This window comes from Streptomyces sp. SM18, from assembly GCF_002910775.2.
Lineage (GTDB): Bacteria > Actinomycetota > Actinomycetes > Streptomycetales > Streptomycetaceae > Streptomyces > Streptomyces halstedii.
In genome coordinates, this window is sequence record NZ_CP029342.1 from 4,066,402 (window position 1) to 4,084,760 (window position 18,359).

Here is an 18,359-nt window from a genome sequence, read left to right on the forward strand (position 1 = left end):
CGACGGCCGTAGGCGGGCCAAGGGCGCATGTTTGCGAAGGGTTGTTCCGGGATCTTGCGGCCAGTGATGATCTCCGTGGGACCGTCAACGGGGCGCTGGCAACGAACGGGTCGGGTTTCCTGAGTTCGAGGATGCGACCTCCGCGCTGAACATCCGGCGGCGAGGAAGTGAGGCAGCGGTTGGTCAGTCTCAGTTGCAGTCTCATTCGCGGGTTGATCCATGCATGTCCGCAGGCGTCCAAGGCGGTCCGTCTCGCGTGTTGAGCTGCGAAAACGCCGGAATGGCAGACGGACCCAGACGTTCATGGAACAAGATCCGACAACTTGTAATGCGTAGGTCGTCGGTTCGAATCCGACAGGGGGCTCGGCAAAACCCCAGGTCACGTGGTTCGTGACCTGGGGTTTCTCACGTTCGGGGCGCGACGGCCGCATGGCAGGGGCGTCGGCGACGCCGCACCGCCCGGGGCCGGCGACGCATGGCCGTCTCAGCGTTCCAGCAGCGTGCCCAGGGGGCCGAGGTCGAGGTTGAGGTCGTCCCGTGTCAGCCCGTGCTGCTCGCACAGTTCGTCCATGCGCTGGTCCAGCAGCATCAGCGTCGTACCGATCCGTTCCACCTGGTCGTCGGTGACGTCACCCTGGTCGCAGCGGCGGAGCGCCTGGCGCTCCATCAGCTGCCGCAGCAACTCGACGACCGTCAGCACGAGGGAGACCAGGTCGCGCCCGACCTGGTCCGGGTCCAGGTTCAGGGTGCCGTTGCCCTTCCGCACCGGATCGCGGACCGGATCGCTCGTTTCGGTAGGCGCGGGCGTCACAGCGGGCCCCCGTCCGCCCACGGGGCGGCGACTCGTTCGTTGACCGAGGACAGCAGCGCGTGCAGCGAGAGCCGGACCAGCGGGACCTCCGCGATCGCCAGCACCAGGTCTCCGCTGACCACCACGCCGGTGGCCAGTACCCGGTCCAGCAGGTCCACCAGCGGTACCCCCAGTGGTGCGCCGCTGTCGGGTCCCTCCCAGGGCACCACCTCGCCCACGTGGTCACTGATCGGCATCTAGATCACCGCCGTCCACGAACGAGTACGGAACCCAGGGGCCGGTCACTTCCAGCTCGACGCGTTCGCACCCGGGGCTCGTGCGGAGCTGCTCGACGGCACGGGTCAGGTCCGCCTCCCGGCCTTCGTCCACCAGATAGGCCGCGTTCAGCAGTTGCACCCGGCCCGCGCCGGTGACGCCCGTGTCGTGCGAGCGAAGCCGACGGCCCGCCACGGCGATGTCACGCAGGGCCCGGTCCACCGACGCCGCCGCGTTGAGCCCGGCTTCCTGCCGCTCTTCGCGCGCGCGTCGTGCGCCGCGCGCCCGGTCGAGGTAGGCGTGTCCGGGGCGGGTGGTCGTACGTGCCGCGCTCGCGGTTTCCGGTGGCGCGGCCGCGGTCAGGGTGGTCGTCGTCGGGGCCGTGGCCGGGGCCGTGGCCGTAGCCCTCGGGCCGGGCCGCTCCGGCCGGCCCGGCGCCGCATAGACCTTGACGCCCCACTCGACCCGCCCGGCGATGCGTCCCATGACCGAACGGAAGCGGCCCTCGTCCTCGCAGAGTGCCGCTCTCGCCCGCTCGTCGCTCAGGTAGAGCGTGGCCAGCGGCAGCGGGAGGGTCGGCGCGCGGCCGGCCGCCGCCGCGACCACCGCGTGGTGGGCGCGCGCGCAGTGTTCGAGCTCCGCGCGGTTCGCCAGCCGCTCCCGCAGGGCCTCTTCGCCGAACATCTCCGCGGGCACGTCCTGGACCACCGCCTCCAGCGATCCGAACCGCAGCAGCCGTACGGGGGCTCCCGCCGTCTGCCCGGCCAGCCCGGTGAGCGCGGCGGGGTCGCAGCCCTGGCAGACGGCGAAGACGTAGGTGGCGGTGGTGGCGGCCGGGAGGCCGCCCGGGGTGACGGCGGCTCCGGGCAGCGGTCGCGTCATCGGCTCCGCACCTCCTCCGCACGCTCCCCGCCCGCGTCCTCGCGTCCGGCCCGGCCGGTGTCCTCGCCCGACTCCAGCTCGGCGATCCGTTTCCGCAGCCGTGTGTTCTCCTCGTCCACGGCGGCGCGGTGTGCCCTGGTGGACAGAGCGGGGTCGGTCTCCCACCAGTCGATGCCCGCCTTCTTCGCCGTCTCGACGGACGAGACGAACAGCCGGAGACGGATGGTCAGCAACTCGATGTCGAGCAGATCGATCTTGATGTCACCGGCGATCACGATGCCCTTGTCCAGGACACGTTCGAGGATGTCGGCGAGGTTGGCGGGACCGGAGGGCATCGAGGGTACGTGGGTGATGGTCCGTTCCGTCATGGCCGGCCCTCCTCACCGCTGGTCGTCCTCATCCTCGTCCTCCTCGTACGCGTCGTCGTCCTCGCCGTCTTCGTCCTCGTCTTCCTCGTCGTCCTCGGGCTCCTCGTCCTCGTCGTCCGGCGCCTGGTCGTCCTGGTCCTCCTGCTCCTCCTCTTCCTCCTGCTGGACCACCTCCTCATGGCTGCGGACGACCTCGCCGTCGCGGATCTCGCCGCGCCAGCCCTCCACCTCCTCCGCCTGGAGCGTGACGTAGCGCTGGAAGTGCTTGAGGTCGAGGCGGAGCCGCCTGCCCTGGGCGCGCCAGATGTTGCCGAGCTTCTCGAAGAAGCCGGACGGGTAGTACTCCACGACCACCGCGACGCGGGTCAGGCTCTCGTCGAGGTAGTGAAAGCTGACCGCACCGTGCGTGGTGCCCTTCGAGCCCTCGGACGTCCACACGATCCGCTCGTCCGGGACCATCTCCTGGGTGGTGGCGTCCCAGCTGCGGCTCGACGGCCAGACCCTGACCTTCCAGTTGGTCTTGGTCTCGTCCTCGTCGTCCTTGGACACGCTGCTGACACCGTTGGTGAACGTGCCGAAGTCCTCGAACTGCGAGAAGTGGTTGTAGACCACCCGCAGCGGGCGGCCGATGTCCACGTGCTCGATGATGTTGATCGCCTTGATGTCCCCCGCCTCGCCGCCACCGTCCCCCATGCCGACCGCCTCCTTGGCCGAGCCGACCACCTTGTCCTTGGCGCCCTTCACCTTGTCCTTGGCGATCGCCTTCATCGGGTTCTCGCCCTTGCCCACCGCTGCCGCGGCGCTCGCGATGTCGCCGCCGCCCGACATGCCGTTGAGCTTGTCGGTCACCTTCCCGACCGCGTGCTTGCCCAGCGTGGACGCGTATTCCAGGACCTGGTCGCGCAACTGGTCCAGGGGTGAAGGGCCTTCACCCGAGGCCGCGTTTTTCGCCTGCTCAGCCATGGGGGTCACCTCCCGCGCCCGGAGTGGGTGGCGGGCTTCCTGCTCGTACCGCCGGGGGACGACTTCCTGACCGGCCGGCCGGCGGAGGGCCTCGACTTCGGCGGTGCCGGCTTCCGTGATCGGTCGGTCTCGGCGCCGGACTTCCTACGCGACGGTGCCGGCTCCTCGTCCTCCGGCTCCTCGTCCCGTCCGCGCTCCTCCTCTTCGCCTTCCTCGTCCTCGTCCTTCGCCTCTCCCGGGCCGCGCAGGCCCTCCGTACGCTCGCGCAGAGAGTCGACGAGGCCTTCGATGCGGCGGTTCGCCATCGCCGTGGCAGCGGTGCGGGCCGCCGTCAGGAGCTGACCTTTGACCTCCACGCTCAGTTCCTGGAACTGCGGCAGCTCGGTGACCTTCTTGAATCCCTGGGTGAGCAGGTCCTGCGGATTCAGGCCGAGACGGCGGCCGGCGACCAGCGACCCGAGGGCGAGGGCCAGCTTCGCCTTCTTGGTACGGCCGAGGACGTAGCCGCCCGCGACAGCGAGGGCAACGGCCTTCTTACAACTGTCTTCCATGGCTCGTTCCTTGCGATAGGTCCGACTCGGACGGGGAACTCGGCTCATCTGCGGGGAGTTCGGAGCGGGTGGGGGTGTGCGTCACCACGGCCGGCGTCCGGTGTTCGAGAAGGTCCAGCAGATGTTCTTCTTCGCGCTCGAACTCCTCCTCGCTGATCTCCCCCTCCTCATAGGCCCGGTTGAGTTCACCGAGGCGGGCCCGGAGCATCGGGGGGTCGCGGAATTCGCCTTCCGCGGTGTCGAGGAGGCGCCCGGCCACCCACTCGACGCCCCGTAGCGGCGCCAGGGGCAGGAGCAGCACGGCGCTGAACAGTCCCATGTCAGCCCGCGACCGCCGCACGTTCGGCCCTCGTGGGGTCGCCCGTCCGGCCGGCTGGGAGAGGCTCCGGGGTGACGAAGCTGTAGCAGGGCAGCGGGCCGGTCAGCCGCAGCTCGACGTGGTCGCTCCGAGCGGCGGTGAAGCGCTCGACCACCGCCCGGAAGCGCTCACTCCGGCCTTCCGGCACGAGGAAGGACGCGTTGAACACGCACCCGGGCACCTCGGGTCCGTGCACGAACGCGTCGGACAGGGCCCGGAGTTCGGGCAGCACCTCTTCGACGGCGGCAGTGGCGCGGCGGGCCAGGCCGCCCGCGACCGCCTCACCGAGCCGGACGTTGCCCTCGTAGGAGGGGTTGTTCCGTACGTCGGCGAGGAGCCGTCGCAGGCCCGCGTCGCCCCGGACGAGGGACTCCACGTGGTCCTGGGCCGGCATCGCCTTCACGTTCATCTCGGTGCGGCCGCCGATGCGTTCGAGCGCCTCGTGATGGCCCACGGCGGCCCTGTCGACCGCCCGTGCGACTGTCACCGCGTCGTCGGCCACCATGCCGAACCGCATCGGCAGCACGGGTGTCTCCGATCCGACTCTCAGCAACACATCCTGATGGGCCATCAGGTCACGGCGCCGGGGGCGCAGATCGTCCGGTACGTCGCTCACGACGGCGGCGAGGTCGCCCACGGGCAGCAGGCGGACCGCCGTCGCGGGCCTGCCCACGCCGGTGAGTTCCGGGGGCAGTGCCCGGTCGGCGTGGACGATGCCGTAGACGTAGACACGGGAGGTTTCCATGGCTCACGCCGTCCGGGACCGGGTGCGTCGGCCGGCGCGCGAGCTCTCGCTGTCCGAGCTGCGGGAACGGGTGCGTGACGCGCCGCGCTCGGGCGCCGGTTCCCGTTCCTCGTGCTCGCCGTCCTCGCCGTCCTCGTCCTCGCCCAGGCCGACGGCGTCCTTGAGCTTGCCGCCCACGGTCTTGGCCGTGCTCCTCGCACCGCTCTTGGCCACGCCTCCCGCCATACCGCTGAAGAGCTCCGGTACGGTCCTGGAGCTCGGGTCGTTGGCGAGGTCGAGCCGGTTGCAGATCTCCGCGAAGCGCAGATAGGTGTCCACGCTGGCGACGACGATGCGCGCGTCTATCTTGAGGATCTCGATGCCGACGAGGGACACGCGGACGAAGATGTCGATGACCATGCCGCGATCGAGGATCAGTTCGAGCACGTCGTAGAGGGTCCCTGTGCGCGGCGCACAGGCGACGGCTTCGGTGTAGGTGGCGTTGGTCGTCATGGGGGCTCTTCCTTTCGGGCGTGCAGCCTCAGTCGTCGCTCTCACCACGCCGGTAACGCCGGATCCTTCGGTACTGCGTCAGCTCGCCGTGGGGGTCCAGATCGACCTCGTAGGTGGCGAGCAGGCTGGTCGTATCCGGAATGCGGAGCACTTCCACCACATCGACGTGCACGCGCCAGCCCTGCTCGGCCCGCCGTACGGCCGACACCCCCTCCGCGTCGTGGCCGATCAGGCGGCCGAGACCGCGGCAGGCGTGCCGCGCGGCGACCTCCGGCCCGATCGTGGAGGTGGCGGTGGATTTCTTCGAGGAAGCGGCGGACTTCTTTCCGGTACGCGTAACTCGTTCGCGTTGCTCCGTCATGACTGCATTCTGAGTACCGGTACTCAGAATCCGCCTGCGGACCTGGTCCGTGCGGATGACGGAGCCCATGGCCTGCCGACGGACCTCCGGCCGCTGTTCGTGGTGCGTACGGCATCGCCCCGTGGCCGGTCGCCCCGGGCATCAGCCCAGGTCACCGCGTCCGGCGTACGACGCTTCGACGTAGTCCGGCGCGCCCTGGTCGGTCCACGGTCCGCGAGGCGGCTCGGGCGGGGTCAGACGCCGAGGACCGCCTTCGCCGTCAGGAAGTAGATGATCAGACCGGTGGCGTCCACCAGGGTGGTGACCATCGGGGCGGAGACGACCGCCGGGTCGATGCGCAGCCGTTTGGCGAGCAGGGGCATCGTGCCGCCGATGGTCGCGGCCCAGCCGCAGATCAGTACGAGGGTGATCCCGACCACCACGGCGATCTTCAGGCTGACGAAGAGCGAGCCCACCAGCAGACCGAGGGCCGCCAGGAGCGAGCCGAGGACCAGGCCGACCCGGCACTCCCGCCAGATGACCTTCAGCAGGTCCGAGCCGCGTACCTCGCCGACCGCGAGCGCGCGCACGCACGCGGTGGCGGCCTGGGCGCCGGCGTTGCCGCCCGCGCCGATCAGCATGGGGATGAACAGGGCGAGCTGGGCGACCTGCTCCAGCGTGGCCTCGAACGCCTGGGTCACGCCGATCGTCAGGGTCGCGGCGACCAGCAGCAGCATCAGCCACAGGGCGCGGTACCGGGCCAACTGCCATACCGAGGCGGCCATGTAGTGGCCGGCCCAGGGGGCGGCGCCGGCCTGCCGGGCCACGTCCTCGGAGTCGGCGGCCTCGATGACCTCCACCGCGTCGTCGATCGTGAACAGTCCGACGAGCCGGTCCTCGCTGTCGACGACGGGCAGGTTCAGGTCGTTGGTCTCCCGCATCAGTCGGGCGGCCCGCTCGGCGGAGGCGGTGGCGTACGCGGAGGTCGGCTCGGTGACCACCAGCTCCGACATCATCATGTCCGGCGGGTTGAGCACCAGTTCGCGTAGTTCCACGATTCCGGTCAGCCGCCGCCCGGAGTCCACCACGGGCAGCGTGTACACCGTCTCCGCGTCGGCCCCCTTGGCCCGCACGGTCCGCAGCGCCTGTTCCACCGTCAGGTCCTGCGGGAGCGCCACCACTTCGGGGGTCATGTAGCGCCCGACCGAGCCCTCCGGGTAGCCGAGCAGGGCGGAGGTCATCCGGCGTTCGTTCGGGCTCAGCCCGGCCAGGACCCGTTTGGCGACCTTGGCCGGAGCCTCGTTCAGCATCCGGACGCGGTCGTCGGGCTCCATGTTCTCGACCAGGTCCAGGAACGCGCGGTCGCGCAGTCCTTCGAGGATCTGCTGCTGGTTGACCGGCTCCAGTTCCTCGAAGGCCGCCAGGGCCCGGTCCTTGTCCAGCAGACGGAAGGCCACTCCGGCGTCGACCGCGTTCATCCGGGCCAGCGCGTCGGCGATCACATGGGGCTGATGGGTGCCCAGCCACTGCTGGGCGGCGAGCAGCCGGTGGTCCTTGACGAGGTCCTCGAGCGACTCGGTGGGCTCGGGGTCCGGCTCGTGGGGCAGGCGGGAGTGCGACATGGAAGGTCCTCAGCACAACGGTGAGATCGGAGATCGGGCGTCCGGAGGCCACCGCGGGCACCGTTCCATGTCCTGCTCCCGCAGGAGCGGAAAGGCGGGTGCTACGCGGTGTACGGACTACGAGGCTCACTGCGCATCGCAGGACCACCCCCGCTCTCACATCGACTGCCGGTCCATCGCGCCGCACGTCTTCAGGCGTGCTTGCAGGATACGTGCGCGCTCCGGTGGAGGCGGCGGACCCCCTCCGCGTCGGGGCTCCGCGCGTGTTCCGACGGCCGCCGCGGACTCGTAGGCTCGGGGCGTGATCGAGGTTCCTGAGGAGTTCGTGTCCGGGCAGGCGCGGTTCAACGGGGCGGCGGGCCGGGCGTTCACCGCGGCGCTGCCGGGGCTGGCCGCGCGGTTCCTGGCGGAGTGGGGGCTGCGGCGGGACGGCGCGGTGATGTACGGGATGTGCGCGCTGGTGCTGCCGGTGGTGCGGGAGGACGGCCGGCCGGCGGCGCTGAAGTTGCAGCTGGTGGACGACGAGACGGTGGGGGAGCCGGTCGCGCTGCGGGCGTGGGGTGCGGCGGGCGCGGGGGCGGTCGGTCTGCTGGAGCACGACGCGGGGACCGGGGCGATGCTGCTGGAGCGGCTGGACGAACGCCGTCCGCTGGCCGGGATGGCGGACGGGCGGGCGGCGACGGAGGTGCTGGCGCGGTCGCTGGCCCGGCTGGTGTCCGTACCGGCGCCCGAGGGGATACGGCGGCTGGCCGACGTCGCGGTACGCGTGATCGGGGCGGCGGCGGGGGCGGCCGCGGCGCTGGTGGACGAGGAGGAGCGGCGGTTGCTGGGGGACTGCGCCGCGGCCGTACGGGAGGTGGCGGGGGAGCCGGGGGACCGGCTGCTGCACTGGGACCTGCACTACGGCAACGTCCTGGCGGGGCGCGCCGAGGAGGGGCGGGCGGACCGGTGGGTGGCGCTGGACCCGAAGCCGCTCGCGGGGGACCCGGGGTTCGAACTGCTTCCCGCGCTGGACAACCGGTTCGAGGGCGACGAGGTGATGTGGCGGTTCGATCTGCTGACCGAGGTGCTGGGGCTCGACCGGGAGCGGGCGCGTGCGTGGACGCTCGCCCGGGTGCTCCAGAACGCGGTCTGGTCGACGGGCGACGGGGCGCGGCGGCTGCCGCCCGGTCACCTGGAGATCGCCCGGCGGTTGCTGCGGCGGCGTTGAGGGGTGGCCGTACGGCCCGCGTGTGCACGGGCTGTTCCGCGATCCGCCGTGCGCCCGCCGGGGATGACGGGGCAGCCCTTAGGCTGCCGCCATGATTCGTGCCGCCACTGTCGAAGACGTCCCCGCGATCCACTCCATGATCCGTGAACTCGCCGAGTACGAGAAGGCGCTCCACGAGGCGAAGGCCACCGAGGAGCAACTGCGGGAGGCGCTGTTCGGGGAGCGTCCGGCGGCGTACGCGCACCTCGCGGTCTCGGACGAGGACGGCGAGGTGGTCGGGTTCGCGCTGTGGTTCCTCAACTTCTCGACGTGGCGCGGGGTGCACGGCGTGTATCTGGAGGATCTGTACGTGCGCCCGGAGCGGCGCGGCGGCGGGCACGGGAAGGCGCTGCTCGCCCGGTTGGCGCGGATCTGTGTGGAGCGTGGGTACGGGCGCCTGGAGTGGTCGGTGCTGAACTGGAACGCCCCGTCCATCGCGTTCTACGAGTCGCTGGGCGCGCGTCCGCAGGACGAGTGGACGGTGTACCGGCTGACGGACGGGGCGCTGGCGGAGCTGGGCGGGGCCTGAGGGTTCCGGGGCGGTGCGCGGGCGTCAGGGCTGAGGTCGGGCTCATGTCCGCTTGTGGCCGAGCCCGGTGGCCGGGCGCCGGCCGGGCCCGGAGAGCTGGGCCAGGGCCAGCAGTGCCGCCTCGATGCCGCTGTTGAAGGCGACCTCGCAGAGGAGCCCGGGGGCGGCGACCTGGTCGCCCGCCAGCAGGATGCCGTCGCCCCGGTCGATCGCGGGCCGGTCGCGCCAGGTGGTACCGGGCCGGTCGACGGCCCCCGTACGGCCTGCGGCGAGGGCGTCGCGCCGCCAGGTGGTGCGGTCGCGCCAGCCGGGGAAGCCGAGGTCGAGGAGCTCCTCGGCGCGCCGGGTGGCGTCGGCGCGCGGGGCGTCGGGGGCCAGTGGGATCTGCCCCTGGACGAGCTGCTCCCCGGCGGGGGCAAGGGTGGGGTCCTGCGCGGTGAAGCGCTCGATCCAGCCGGGGGCGTCCAGGTCGGAGATGATGTACGGGTCGCCGCGCCGGCTCCGTACGGCCAGGTCGATCAGGGCGGTCCGGCCGCTGTCCCAGACCAGGGTGGGGTCGTCGAGGAGGGTGCGGGCGGCGGCGAGATGGGTGGCGACCACGACCGGGCCGGTGCGGGCGAGGTCGCGCAGGGCGGCGGAGTCGACGCGTGCGGACGTCTCGGTCCGTACGCCGAGGGCGTGCGCCCGGTCGGCCATCCGGCCGACGATCCCGGCCCAGCCCCCGACCGGGAAGTGCGCCTCGGGCGGCAGGGCGGTGGCGCGGCGGAGCCGTTCCTGGACGAAGGCGGCGGAGAGGGAGCCGGGGTCGTGGTGGAAGAGGGCCACCCCTGAGTAGTGGGCGGCCTCGCGGGCGCCTTCCTCGCCCACCTGCCGGGTCGCCCAGCTGAGGAAGTCGTGGTCCACGGGGGCGGTACGGGCCGGGCGGCGGGCGAGCCGGAACAGCGAGAGGGGCGGGGTCCGGCGCAGGACGCCGCCGCGGTGGAACCGGAAGCGCGCGCCTTCGAGGAGCGGTACGGAGGCCATCGGACCGAGAAGCCCGCGCTGCCGGAGCCACGCCCAGTGGGGTCCCCGGTGGTACAGGGCGTGGGGGCCCTCGTTGGTCAGGTAGGGGCCGTTCGCGGTCCTGGCCCGTCCGCCGAGGGTGTGGTGGGCCTCGTACAGGGTGACGGGGGCCTCGGATTCGGCGGCGGTGAGGGCCGCGGCGAGTCCGGCGAGGCCGCCGCCGACGACATGGATGCGCTGCATGACCGGGTCTCCTCGTGGGGTCGGACGGTGGGCACTTCGGTAAGGAGACGGATCGGTGGGGGCGGTCTGTGACACGGTCTGGCACGGCCCGGCTCGGCCCGGGACTCGGGACGGGCGGGGGGACTGTCAGTGGTGTACGTCACGATGGGGGGCATGGCAGAGCGAGGCAGCAGGAGCGGTGGACGCGGTGGGCGTGCGGGCGCGAAGGGCGCGGTGGCCGCGGCGCGGCGGCCGGAGATCCGGTTGCCGCCGCTCGTGGCGTACGAGGGGGAGGGGCTGGAGCCGGACGGGGACTACGACGGTGTGCGGTTCGAGGAGGTGGACCTGGCGGACGAGGCGGGCCCCGGGTCCCGTTTCATGGACTGCGAGCTGCGCGGCTGCGCCCTGGACCGCACGGAGCTGCCCCGGGCGAGGTTCCTGGACTCGGTCCTGACGGACGTGCGGGGCGTGGGCACGAACCTCGCGGGGGCGTCACTGCGTGATGTGGAGATCGTGGACGCGCGGCTCGGCGGGACGCAGTTGCACGGTGCGGTGCTCGAACGGGTCGTGGTGCGGGGCGGGAAGATCGACTACCTGAATCTGCGTACGGCGAAGCTGAAGGACGTCGTGTTCGAGGGCTGCGTGCTCTCGGAACCGGACTTCGGGGAGGCCCAGCTGACCCGGGTGGAGTTCCGGGACTGCGTGGTGCGGCGGGCCGACTTCCACGCCGTACGGATGGAGTCGGTCGATCTGCGGACGGTGGCGGAGCTCGACATCGCGCGCGGTGTGGACCGACTGGCGGGAGCGGTGATCAGCCCGGCTCAGCTGATGGAGCTGGCACCGGCGTTCGCGGCCCAGATCGGGGTGCGGGTGGAGGCGTAGGAGGGAGGGGGCTCGTTCGGGGTGCGGCCGTCGGGGGCGGGGCGCGTGCGGCTGTCGCGCGCGTTTGGGGTCGCGCGGATCCGGGTCGCGCGCGTCCGAGGCGGGCGGGGCGGCGGGTTCAGACGCGGGGGAAGCGGGCCTGGAGGTCCCAGACGGCCGGGTTGTCGGCGAGGCCCTCGTGGAGGTCGGCCAGGTCGGCGATCAGGTCGTGCAGGAAGTCGCGGGCTTCGCGGCGCAGCAGGGAGTGGCTGAAGGTGAGCGGCGGTTCCTCGCCGGGCATCCAGTCCGCCTCGACGTCCACCCAGCCGAAGCGGCGCTCGAAGAGCATGCGGTCGGAGGACTCGGTGAAGTCCAGCTCGGCGAACTGCCGGCGGTGGGAGCGGTTGCCGCGCGGGTCCTGGTCGATCTGCTCGACGATGTCGCACAGGGCCCAGGCGAAGTCGAGCACCGGAACCCATCCCCAGGCTGTGGACAGCTCGCGGTCCGCCTTGGTGTCGGCGAGGTAGACGTCGCCGGAGAACAGGTCGTGCCGTAGGGCACGGACGTCCGCGCGGCGGTAGTCGGTCTGCGGGGGGTCCGGGAAGCGCCGGGAGAGGGAGTAGCCGATGTCGAGCACGGTCCGATGGTGTCATGCCCACCGAGTGTCCCGCGCCGACCGGGGGCGGGCCCGCAGTCGGCGCGGGTGGCTCGACCGGGGCCGGGCCCGCGCGGCTCCGAGCCCGGACCGGCCCGAGCCTGGCCAGCCCGGGGCCGAGCCGATCCAGCCCGGTCCGAGCCGAGCTGGTCCGAGCCGAGCCGTCCCGTACTGGCCCGTCCGTCCCCCCGTCCGTACCGGGCCCAGCCGCAAGGCGTGGAGTGCGGTCCCGCCTCCGTACCGCCCCGCCCCGTCCCCGTCCGGACGCGCGGGAGCCCCCGGGGCGCCGAAGCGGTGGGCCGGGGGCTCTCGGTGACGTTACGTCAGAGGTTGACGCCGAAGTCCTGGGCGATGCCGCGCAGGCCCGAGGCGTAACCCTGGCCCACCGCGCGGAACTTCCACTCGGCGCCGTTGCGGTAGAGCTCGCCGAAGACCATGGCGGTCTCGGTGGCGGCGTCCTCGCTCAGGTCGTAGCGGGCGATCTCGGTGCCGCCGGCCTGGTTGATGATGCGGATGAAGGCGTTGCGCACCTGGCCGAAGTTCTGGCTGCGGGCCTCGGCGTCGTAGATGGAGACCGGGAAGACGATCTTGTCGATGTCCGCCGGGAGGCCCGCCAGGTTGACGTTGATCTGCTCGTCGTCGCCCTCGCCCTCGCCCGTGACGTTGTCACCGGTGTGGACGATGGTCTGGTCCGCCGTCGCCTTGTTGTTGAAGAAGACGAAGTGGCCGTCGGAGTAGACCTTGCCGGCCGTGTTGACCGCGATCGCCGAGGCGTCGAGGTCGAAGTCGGTGCCGGTGGTGGTGCGGACGTCCCAGCCGAGGCCGACCGTGACGGCGGTCAGGCCCGGTGCCTCCTTGGTGAGCGAGACGTTGCCGCCCTTGGACAGGCTTACTGCCATGGGAAGTCCCTTTCCTCGTCGTGTGCGGGCTTCGTGCCATCACGAAGCTACCGTCACTGGTCCTAACGCAGGCAGTGGACCATGAGGTTCCTGCTCCCTTTACTTTCTTTGCCGAACTTCTTGTCGAACGCGGGCAAAAGAAGGTGACGAACAGGTGCCGGGGCGGGGACCATGGGTGTCATGTCCGGGCCCTATGTCATCCGCGGTTCGGTCTCCCTGCCGGAGGCCGAGCTCATGTGGCGTTTCTCCCGCTCGTCGGGACCCGGCGGGCAGCACGTCAACACCAGCGACTCCCAGGTGGAACTCCGGTTCGACCTGGCGGCGACCGAGGCGCTGCCCGAGGTGTGGAAGGCCCGTGCGCTCGAACGTCTGGCGGGCCGGCTGGTGGGCGGCGTGGTCTCCGTACGCGCCTCGGACCACCGTTCGCAGTGGCGTAACCGCGAGACGGCCGCCGTGCGACTCGCGGCGCTGCTCGCCGAGGCCACGGCCCCGCCGCCGAAACCGCGCCGCAAGAAGCGCGTCCCGCGTGGGATCAACGAGCGCCGCCTGCGCGAGAAGAAGCAGCGCGGCGAGACCAAGCGCGGCCGCTCCGGCCGCGATTGGTGACACCGGCGCCGGCACATGCTCCCCGTAAGGCCGGGAGGGCTCTGCGGCCCGGAGGGCTCTACGGCCGGGAGGTACGGGCCGTGGGCCTCAGTCCAGCCGGCGGTAGCGCCCCTTGAAGTACGTCAGGGGTTCACCTTCGGCGCTCGGCAGTTCGGCGGTCAGCACCCGTCCGATCACCAGGGTGTGGTCGCCCGCCCGCACCCGCTGCTCCGTACGGCACTCCAGCGTCGCCAAGGCGCCGCCGACCAGCGGTGCGCCCGTCATCTCGCCCCGGAGGTAGGGGACACCCTCGAAGAGCAGGCGGTCGCTGATCCGGCCCTTCATGGCGAACATCGCCGCGATCTTCCGCTGGTCCTCCGCGAGCACCGAGACCGCCCACAGCGGCTGCTCCGCCAGCAGGTCGTCCATCCGTGAGTCGTTGCGTAGGCTGACCATGACCAGCGGGGGGTCGAGGGACACCGAGACGAAGGCGGTCGCCGTCATCCCGACGTCCTCGCCCCGGCCGTGGGCGTCGAGGGGTGGTTCCTCGGCCGTGATCAGCACCACCCCCGCGGCCAGGCGGGCCAGGGCGGCACGGAATGCGTCGTTGCTCACCCCTTCAGCATGCGGTATGGGCGCGGGGGGCGGGGTGGAGGAAGTCGTCTGCGGCACATCAGGCACGCTAGTGGCCCCGGATGTGCCGCCGCATCGGGCCAGGGGACCAGCCGGGTCCTAGGACTCCGGCCGGAACGACGCGCCGCGACCGCACCCGGCACGCGCCCCACGCACCGCACCCACCCCACCGCCGCGCACGCCCACCCGGACTTTGCGTTCGGGAAACAACGGAACGGGGCAGAAGGCGGCTTGTCGGGTAGCCGTCACTCCTGCGACGCTTGTTGTGACTTGGGACACAGAGGCCACTATTTGTTGACCCTGTGTACCGGGTGCGCAGCGCACTGTGATTCAGTGACCGTGACACTGCGACAAGTACGTCGATATGAAATCTGGAGTTGCTGTCGAGGTCTCGGGGAGTGCGAGCGATGGAGGCCGAGTCGGAGCCGTATGTCCGCCTTGCGACCATGCGGCAGCTGCACCAGGCCGTCGCTGATCTCAACAGGGCGCGGAGTCTGGCCGACACCTTGCAGGCCGTGGCCGACGGCATCGTCACCGGGCTCGGCTACGAACTGGGCTGCGTCAACCTGGTACGCCCCGACGGCGATCTCGTCGTCGCCGCCTTCGCCGGGAACTCCGCCGCGGAGGCGCTGATCACCGGCCGTGTGGGCTCCCGCGAGTCCTGGGAGCGCCGGCTGTCCATGGGCGAACCCTGGGACGAGCTCCGGTTCATCCCGCACACCGACGGCTGGGTCCTCCTCGACGACGACGTGCCCCAGTGGCACACCGACGGACCCGAGCCCCGCTTCGAGGACGAGTGGCACCCCCTGGACCGGCTGTACGCCCCCATGTACGCCTCCGGCGGAGGTATGGACCTCTTGGGCGTCCTCTCCGTCGACCGGCCGCGTAACGGCCGCCGGCCCGGTGCCTGGGGCCGGGAGGCCCTCCAGATGTACGCCTCCCAGGCGGCGATTGCGATCAGTAACGCTCGCCTGCGAGCAAACATGCAGCGCGCCCTGGTCCGTCTGGAGCGCGAGCAGCAGGCGCTGCGGGCCAGCGAGGAATCCTTCCGCCAGGCCTTCGAGTACGCCCCCAGCGGGATGGCCATCGCCGAGATGGGCGGCGACCAGCACGGCAGGCTGCTGCGGACCAACGACGCGCTCTGCCGTCTGATGGGCCGCCCCGCCTCCGTGCTGCGGCGGTACTCCTTCGCGGACCTCGTCCACCCCGAGGACATCGGCACCCTGCTGCGGACGTCCGCCGAGGGAGGCCGGGCGGAGCTGCGGCTCGGCCGCCGGGACGGCACCTACCTCTGGGTCTCGCTGCGCAACTCCGTGGTCGCGGACACCGCCGACGGCCCGCGCTTCCTGCTCACCCACGTCGAGGACATCGAGGAGCGCAAGCGCAACGAGCTGAACCTCGCCCACCGGGCCTCCCACGACGCGCTCACCGGCCTGCCCAACAGCGCCGAGCTGCGCTCCCGGCTCAGCGCCCGGCTGTGTGAGAGGCCTCACTCGGTGGCCGCCTCCGCCGCTTCCTCCGCCTCCACGGCGATCGAGGCGCTGGACGCCGCGTACGGGGACACGGGCCCCTCGCCCGCGCACGGCTACCGCGCGGACGGCCTCGAGGGGGACGCGGCCCCCGACGGCGGGCCGTACGACCACCATGTGCACACCGTCGCCCCGCACGAGGAACGCGACGACGGCTCGAAGGGCCTGGCGGTCCTCTTCTGCGACCTCGACGGCTTCAAGTCCATCAACGACCGTTTCGGACATCACACGGGTGACGCGGTTCTCATCGAGGTCGCCAGGCGGCTGACCACCTGCGTACGGGACGGGGACACCGTCGCCCGGCTCGGGGGTGACGAATTCGTCGTCCTCGCGGACGGGCTCGCGGCGGCGGATGCCGCAGATCTGGCCGTACGCTTGCGTAACGCCATCATTCCGCCCATCAGGGTGGACGGCCGGGCCGTCAGGGTCGGCGCGAGTTTCGGCATCGGCTGGGCCGAGTGCGGCATGACGGTGGAAGAGGTCCTGAGCTCCGCCGACCAGCGGATGTACGTGGAGAAGCGGTCCCGGTCGAAGGTTCACCGCAGAGCCGGCTGACGTTCACGCCCCTGTCCTTCCCGTACCACGCCCGGTTTCCGGGGCGGCCGAGGGCAATTCGAGGTCTGCTCCGTTCGGGGTAGGCTCGGCCGGTCGGCGACGGCTGGCGACATGGTGAGGAGTGACCCAGGGATGACGGCCGGGAACAACGGCGCGAGCAAACCCGAGGACGACGATCCGTTCGGCTATCTGTACGCGGACGGGCAGGCGGCGGGTGCCCAGCCGCCGGGACAGGGCGGCTACGGCTACCCCGGCCCGGCCGCGCAGCAGCCCGGCGTGCCCAGAACCTCGTACAACCAGGTGCGGACCGTCGGCGAGCGCCAGTACGGGCAGGTCCCTCCGCAGCAGGCCTACGGCCAGCAGCCCCCGCCGCAGTACGGCGGGCCGAACCCGCAGTACGCGGCCCCGGAGACCTACCCGGGCGGTGCGCCGACCGCTCCGCACGGCGGCGGCCGGGGCGGCGGTCCCGGGCGTGGCGGCCCCAACACGAAGGTGCTGCTGATCATCGCGGTCGCCGTGGTCGCGGTGGTGCTCATCGGTATCGGCGCCGCGCTGATGACGGACGACGACTCCGACAAGAAGAAGCAGGAGGCCGGTTCGTCGGCGGGCCCCGCCGGTGAGGCCGAGGAGTCCCCGGAGCCGACGAAGTCGGCCGAGGAGGACGACCCGGAGCCGGTCGAGCTGCCCAAGCAGGACGCGGCGACGCTGACGCTCGGCGGTACGGCGGCCCTGGACAGCTCGGTCAAGGGCGCCAAGGGCGCGAACGGCCAGTACATCAGCCTCAACGAGGTGGGCCGGTCGGCGACCTGGACGGTGGACGTGCCGGAGGACGGGCCGTACACCCTCTACGTGACCTACGGAGTGCCCGGCAAGGACGCCAAGACGTCCCTGACGGTCAACGACGAGGACCCCCGCTCCATCAACATGAAGAACTACGCGCAGGCCGCGGAGGGTGACCTGGAGAAGGGCTGGACCAACACGTACGCGTGGGTGCAGCTGAAGAAGGGCTCCAACACGCTGATGCTGTCGTGCCGTGAGGGCGACTCGTGCGACGCCAACCTCGACCAGCTGGAGCTGAAGTCGGGCCACACCAAGTAGCCCGTTCGTCCCGGGGAAGCACGCGGAACACACCCGCGGAACACCTCCCCGGACCGCCGGACACCACCCCGCGCCCCGGTTCTCGCCCGAGAGCCGGGGCGCGGTCGTACGACGGCCCGCCCCGTGGTGTTCCGGAAGGTTCGCGCGGCTCAGGTGGCCGGGCTGTGGCGCTCGACCGTGACGCGGGGCAGCAGCTCCTCGTAGACGGTGGGGTCGAACTCACCCGCCGTGGGGGCCAGTACGGTCGCCGTCGCCAGGGACACCGCCCGCGCCAGCCGGCCGGGCCAGTCCAGCCCCTCCGTGAGCCCGGAGAGCAGCCCGGCCACCGCGGAGTCACCCGCGCCCGTCGGATTGCCCCGGACCGGGGCGGGGGGAGCGGCCCGCCAGATGCCGTCCGGGGTGACGGCGAGCAGCCCGTCCGCGCCCAGCGAGGCGACCACGCTGTGCGCGCCCCGGCGGCGGGCGTCACGGGTGGCGCGCAGCGGTTCGCGGGCACCGGTGAGCTGGGCCAGCTCGTCGGCGTTCGGCTTGACGAGGTCGGGGCGGGCGGCGATGCCGCGGCGCAGGGGTTCGCCGCTGGTGTCCAGCAGGGCGGGCACCCCGGCGGAGCGGGCGATCCGGACCAGGTCCGCGTACGCGCCGACGTGGATGCCGGGCGGCAGGCTGCCGCAGAGGGCGACCGCGTCGGCCCCGTCGAGGAGTTCGCGGTACGTGCGCAGGAACGTGTCCCACTCGTCGGGGCCGATGTGCGGTCCGGGCTCGTTGAGCTGGGTGGTGTCCCCGGTGGCCCGGTCCACGACGGCGACGGTGCGCCGGGTGCTGCCCGCCACCTCGACGAGGGCGTCGGCGGGGCGGTGGGGGAGCGCGGCGAGCAGGTCGCGCAGGACGGCTCCGGTGGCGCCCCCGGCGAAGCCCGTGACCACGGTGTCGTGGCCCAGCAGGCGCAGCACCCGGGCCACGTTGACGCCCTTGCCGCCGGGGCGTTCGGACATCTCGCCGACCCGGTGGCTGGTGTGCGGGACGAGGGCGGGGACGCTGTAGGTCAGGTCGAGCGCGGTGTTCAGCGTGACGGTCAGTATCACCCGCACCGGCTCCCGGTTCGTTCGTAGGACGGCCCCCGCGCCGTCTCCTCCGTATGGCGCGTCGTTGGTGATC

The 18,359-nt window shown here is 71.9% G+C and carries 22 protein-coding genes; 6 read left to right on the top strand and 16 right to left on the bottom strand.

Features of this window, described 5'->3' with window-relative positions:
- Positions 1–484 precede the first annotated feature (484 nt).
- The 11 genes from B9S64_RS18395 to mgtE all read right to left on the bottom strand — a co-directional run bounded on the left by B9S64_RS18395 (position 485) and on the right by mgtE (position 7,387).
- The gene (locus B9S64_RS18395) at positions 485–766 is read right to left on the bottom strand and encodes a gas vesicle protein K (protein WP_103492002.1); all 282 of its coding nucleotides are present in this window, start codon (positions 764–766) and stop codon (positions 485–487) included.
- A gap of 41 nt (positions 767–807) precedes the next feature.
- Positions 808–1,047, bottom strand: a complete 240-nt coding sequence (locus tag B9S64_RS18400) for a gas vesicle protein (RefSeq protein ID WP_164347779.1) — start codon at positions 1,045–1,047, stop codon at positions 808–810.
- Complete coding sequence (locus B9S64_RS18405) at positions 1,034–1,948, bottom strand: GvpL/GvpF family gas vesicle protein (protein ID WP_181012338.1); 915 nt, start codon at positions 1,946–1,948, stop codon at positions 1,034–1,036. Before B9S64_RS18405 ends, B9S64_RS18400 begins: the two co-directional genes overlap by 14 nt.
- Positions 1,945–2,316, bottom strand: a complete 372-nt coding sequence (locus B9S64_RS18410; protein WP_093531710.1) for a gas vesicle protein — start codon at positions 2,314–2,316, stop codon at positions 1,945–1,947. The genes B9S64_RS18405 and B9S64_RS18410 overlap by 4 nt, the downstream gene beginning before the upstream one ends.
- Before the next feature lie 12 nt (positions 2,317–2,328).
- Positions 2,329–3,279: an SRPBCC family protein gene (locus tag B9S64_RS18415; RefSeq protein WP_103492003.1), complete on the bottom strand. Its 951-nt coding sequence runs from the start codon at positions 3,277–3,279 to the stop codon at positions 2,329–2,331.
- A gap of 5 nt (positions 3,280–3,284) precedes the next feature.
- The gene (locus B9S64_RS18420) at positions 3,285–3,830 is read right to left on the bottom strand and encodes a hypothetical protein (protein ID WP_103492004.1); all 546 of its coding nucleotides are present in this window, start codon (positions 3,828–3,830) and stop codon (positions 3,285–3,287) included.
- Positions 3,814–4,149 (bottom strand): gas vesicle protein GvpG, encoded by a 336-nt coding sequence (locus B9S64_RS18425; protein WP_103492020.1) that lies wholly within the window; start codon positions 4,147–4,149, stop codon positions 3,814–3,816. The genes B9S64_RS18420 and B9S64_RS18425 overlap by 17 nt, the downstream gene beginning before the upstream one ends.
- A gap of 1 nt (position 4,150) precedes the next feature.
- Complete coding sequence (locus tag B9S64_RS18430) at positions 4,151–4,933, bottom strand: GvpL/GvpF family gas vesicle protein (RefSeq protein WP_103492005.1); 783 nt, start codon at positions 4,931–4,933, stop codon at positions 4,151–4,153.
- 3 nt (positions 4,934–4,936) lie between these two features.
- Positions 4,937–5,425, bottom strand: a complete 489-nt coding sequence (gene gvpJ, locus B9S64_RS18435; RefSeq protein ID WP_103492006.1) for a gas vesicle protein GvpJ — start codon at positions 5,423–5,425, stop codon at positions 4,937–4,939.
- 28 nt (positions 5,426–5,453) lie between these two features.
- Positions 5,454–5,786, bottom strand: a complete 333-nt coding sequence (gene gvpO, locus B9S64_RS18440) for a gas vesicle protein GvpO (RefSeq protein ID WP_103492021.1) — start codon at positions 5,784–5,786, stop codon at positions 5,454–5,456.
- Between the two features lie 233 nt (positions 5,787–6,019).
- Positions 6,020–7,387 carry a magnesium transporter gene (gene mgtE / locus B9S64_RS18445; RefSeq protein WP_103492007.1) on the bottom strand — a complete coding sequence of 456 codons (1,368 nt, stop codon included), beginning with the start codon at positions 7,385–7,387 and terminating at the stop codon, positions 6,020–6,022.
- A gap of 301 nt (positions 7,388–7,688) precedes the next feature.
- Between mgtE and B9S64_RS18450 the strand changes: the two genes are divergently transcribed.
- The gene (locus tag B9S64_RS18450; protein ID WP_103492008.1) at positions 7,689–8,597 is read left to right on the top strand and encodes an aminoglycoside phosphotransferase family protein; all 909 of its coding nucleotides are present in this window, start codon (positions 7,689–7,691) and stop codon (positions 8,595–8,597) included.
- A 91-nt stretch (positions 8,598–8,688) separates the two neighbouring features.
- Positions 8,689–9,165, top strand: coding sequence for a GNAT family N-acetyltransferase (locus B9S64_RS18455; RefSeq protein ID WP_103492009.1), 477 nt, complete (start codon positions 8,689–8,691; stop codon positions 9,163–9,165).
- A 42-nt stretch (positions 9,166–9,207) separates the two neighbouring features.
- Here B9S64_RS18455 and B9S64_RS18460 read toward each other — a convergent pair whose 3' ends face one another.
- A complete protein-coding gene (locus B9S64_RS18460) occupies positions 9,208–10,410 on the bottom strand; it encodes an NAD(P)-binding protein (RefSeq protein WP_103492010.1) in 1,203 nt (400 codons plus the stop codon).
- A gap of 153 nt (positions 10,411–10,563) precedes the next feature.
- On the opposite strand from B9S64_RS18460, the gene B9S64_RS18465 reads away from it, so the two are divergent.
- Positions 10,564–11,271 (top strand): pentapeptide repeat-containing protein, encoded by a 708-nt coding sequence (locus B9S64_RS18465; RefSeq protein ID WP_103492022.1) that lies wholly within the window; start codon positions 10,564–10,566, stop codon positions 11,269–11,271.
- A gap of 118 nt (positions 11,272–11,389) precedes the next feature.
- On the opposite strand, the gene B9S64_RS18470 is transcribed toward B9S64_RS18465, so the two are convergent.
- Complete coding sequence (locus B9S64_RS18470) at positions 11,390–11,887, bottom strand: hypothetical protein (RefSeq protein WP_028439486.1); 498 nt, start codon at positions 11,885–11,887, stop codon at positions 11,390–11,392.
- A gap of 341 nt (positions 11,888–12,228) precedes the next feature.
- Positions 12,229–12,804 (bottom strand): TerD family protein, encoded by a 576-nt coding sequence (locus B9S64_RS18475; protein ID WP_028439485.1) that lies wholly within the window; start codon positions 12,802–12,804, stop codon positions 12,229–12,231.
- A gap of 171 nt (positions 12,805–12,975) precedes the next feature.
- On the opposite strand from B9S64_RS18475, the gene arfB reads away from it, so the two are divergent.
- Complete coding sequence (arfB, locus tag B9S64_RS18480; RefSeq protein ID WP_028439484.1) at positions 12,976–13,410, top strand: alternative ribosome rescue aminoacyl-tRNA hydrolase ArfB; 435 nt, start codon at positions 12,976–12,978, stop codon at positions 13,408–13,410.
- Between the two features lie 87 nt (positions 13,411–13,497).
- Here the strand turns inward: arfB and B9S64_RS18485 are convergent, their stop codons facing one another.
- On the bottom strand, positions 13,498–14,004 hold the full coding sequence (locus tag B9S64_RS18485; RefSeq protein ID WP_103492011.1) for a flavin reductase family protein: 507 nt from the start codon (positions 14,002–14,004) through the stop codon (positions 13,498–13,500).
- A 425-nt stretch (positions 14,005–14,429) separates the two neighbouring features.
- Here B9S64_RS18485 and cdgB point away from each other — a divergent pair, with 425 nt between their 5' ends.
- On the top strand, positions 14,430–16,106 hold the full coding sequence (gene cdgB / locus B9S64_RS18490; RefSeq protein ID WP_103492012.1) for a diguanylate cyclase CdgB: 1,677 nt from the start codon (positions 14,430–14,432) through the stop codon (positions 16,104–16,106).
- A 132-nt stretch (positions 16,107–16,238) separates the two neighbouring features.
- The gene (locus B9S64_RS18495; RefSeq protein ID WP_103492013.1) at positions 16,239–17,204 is read left to right on the top strand and encodes a carbohydrate-binding protein; all 966 of its coding nucleotides are present in this window, start codon (positions 16,239–16,241) and stop codon (positions 17,202–17,204) included.
- A 149-nt stretch (positions 17,205–17,353) separates the two neighbouring features.
- Here the strand turns inward: B9S64_RS18495 and B9S64_RS18500 are convergent, their stop codons facing one another.
- Positions 17,354–18,286: a 1-phosphofructokinase family hexose kinase gene (locus B9S64_RS18500; protein ID WP_103492014.1), complete on the bottom strand. Its 933-nt coding sequence runs from the start codon at positions 18,284–18,286 to the stop codon at positions 17,354–17,356.
- Positions 18,287–18,359 lie beyond the last annotated feature (73 nt).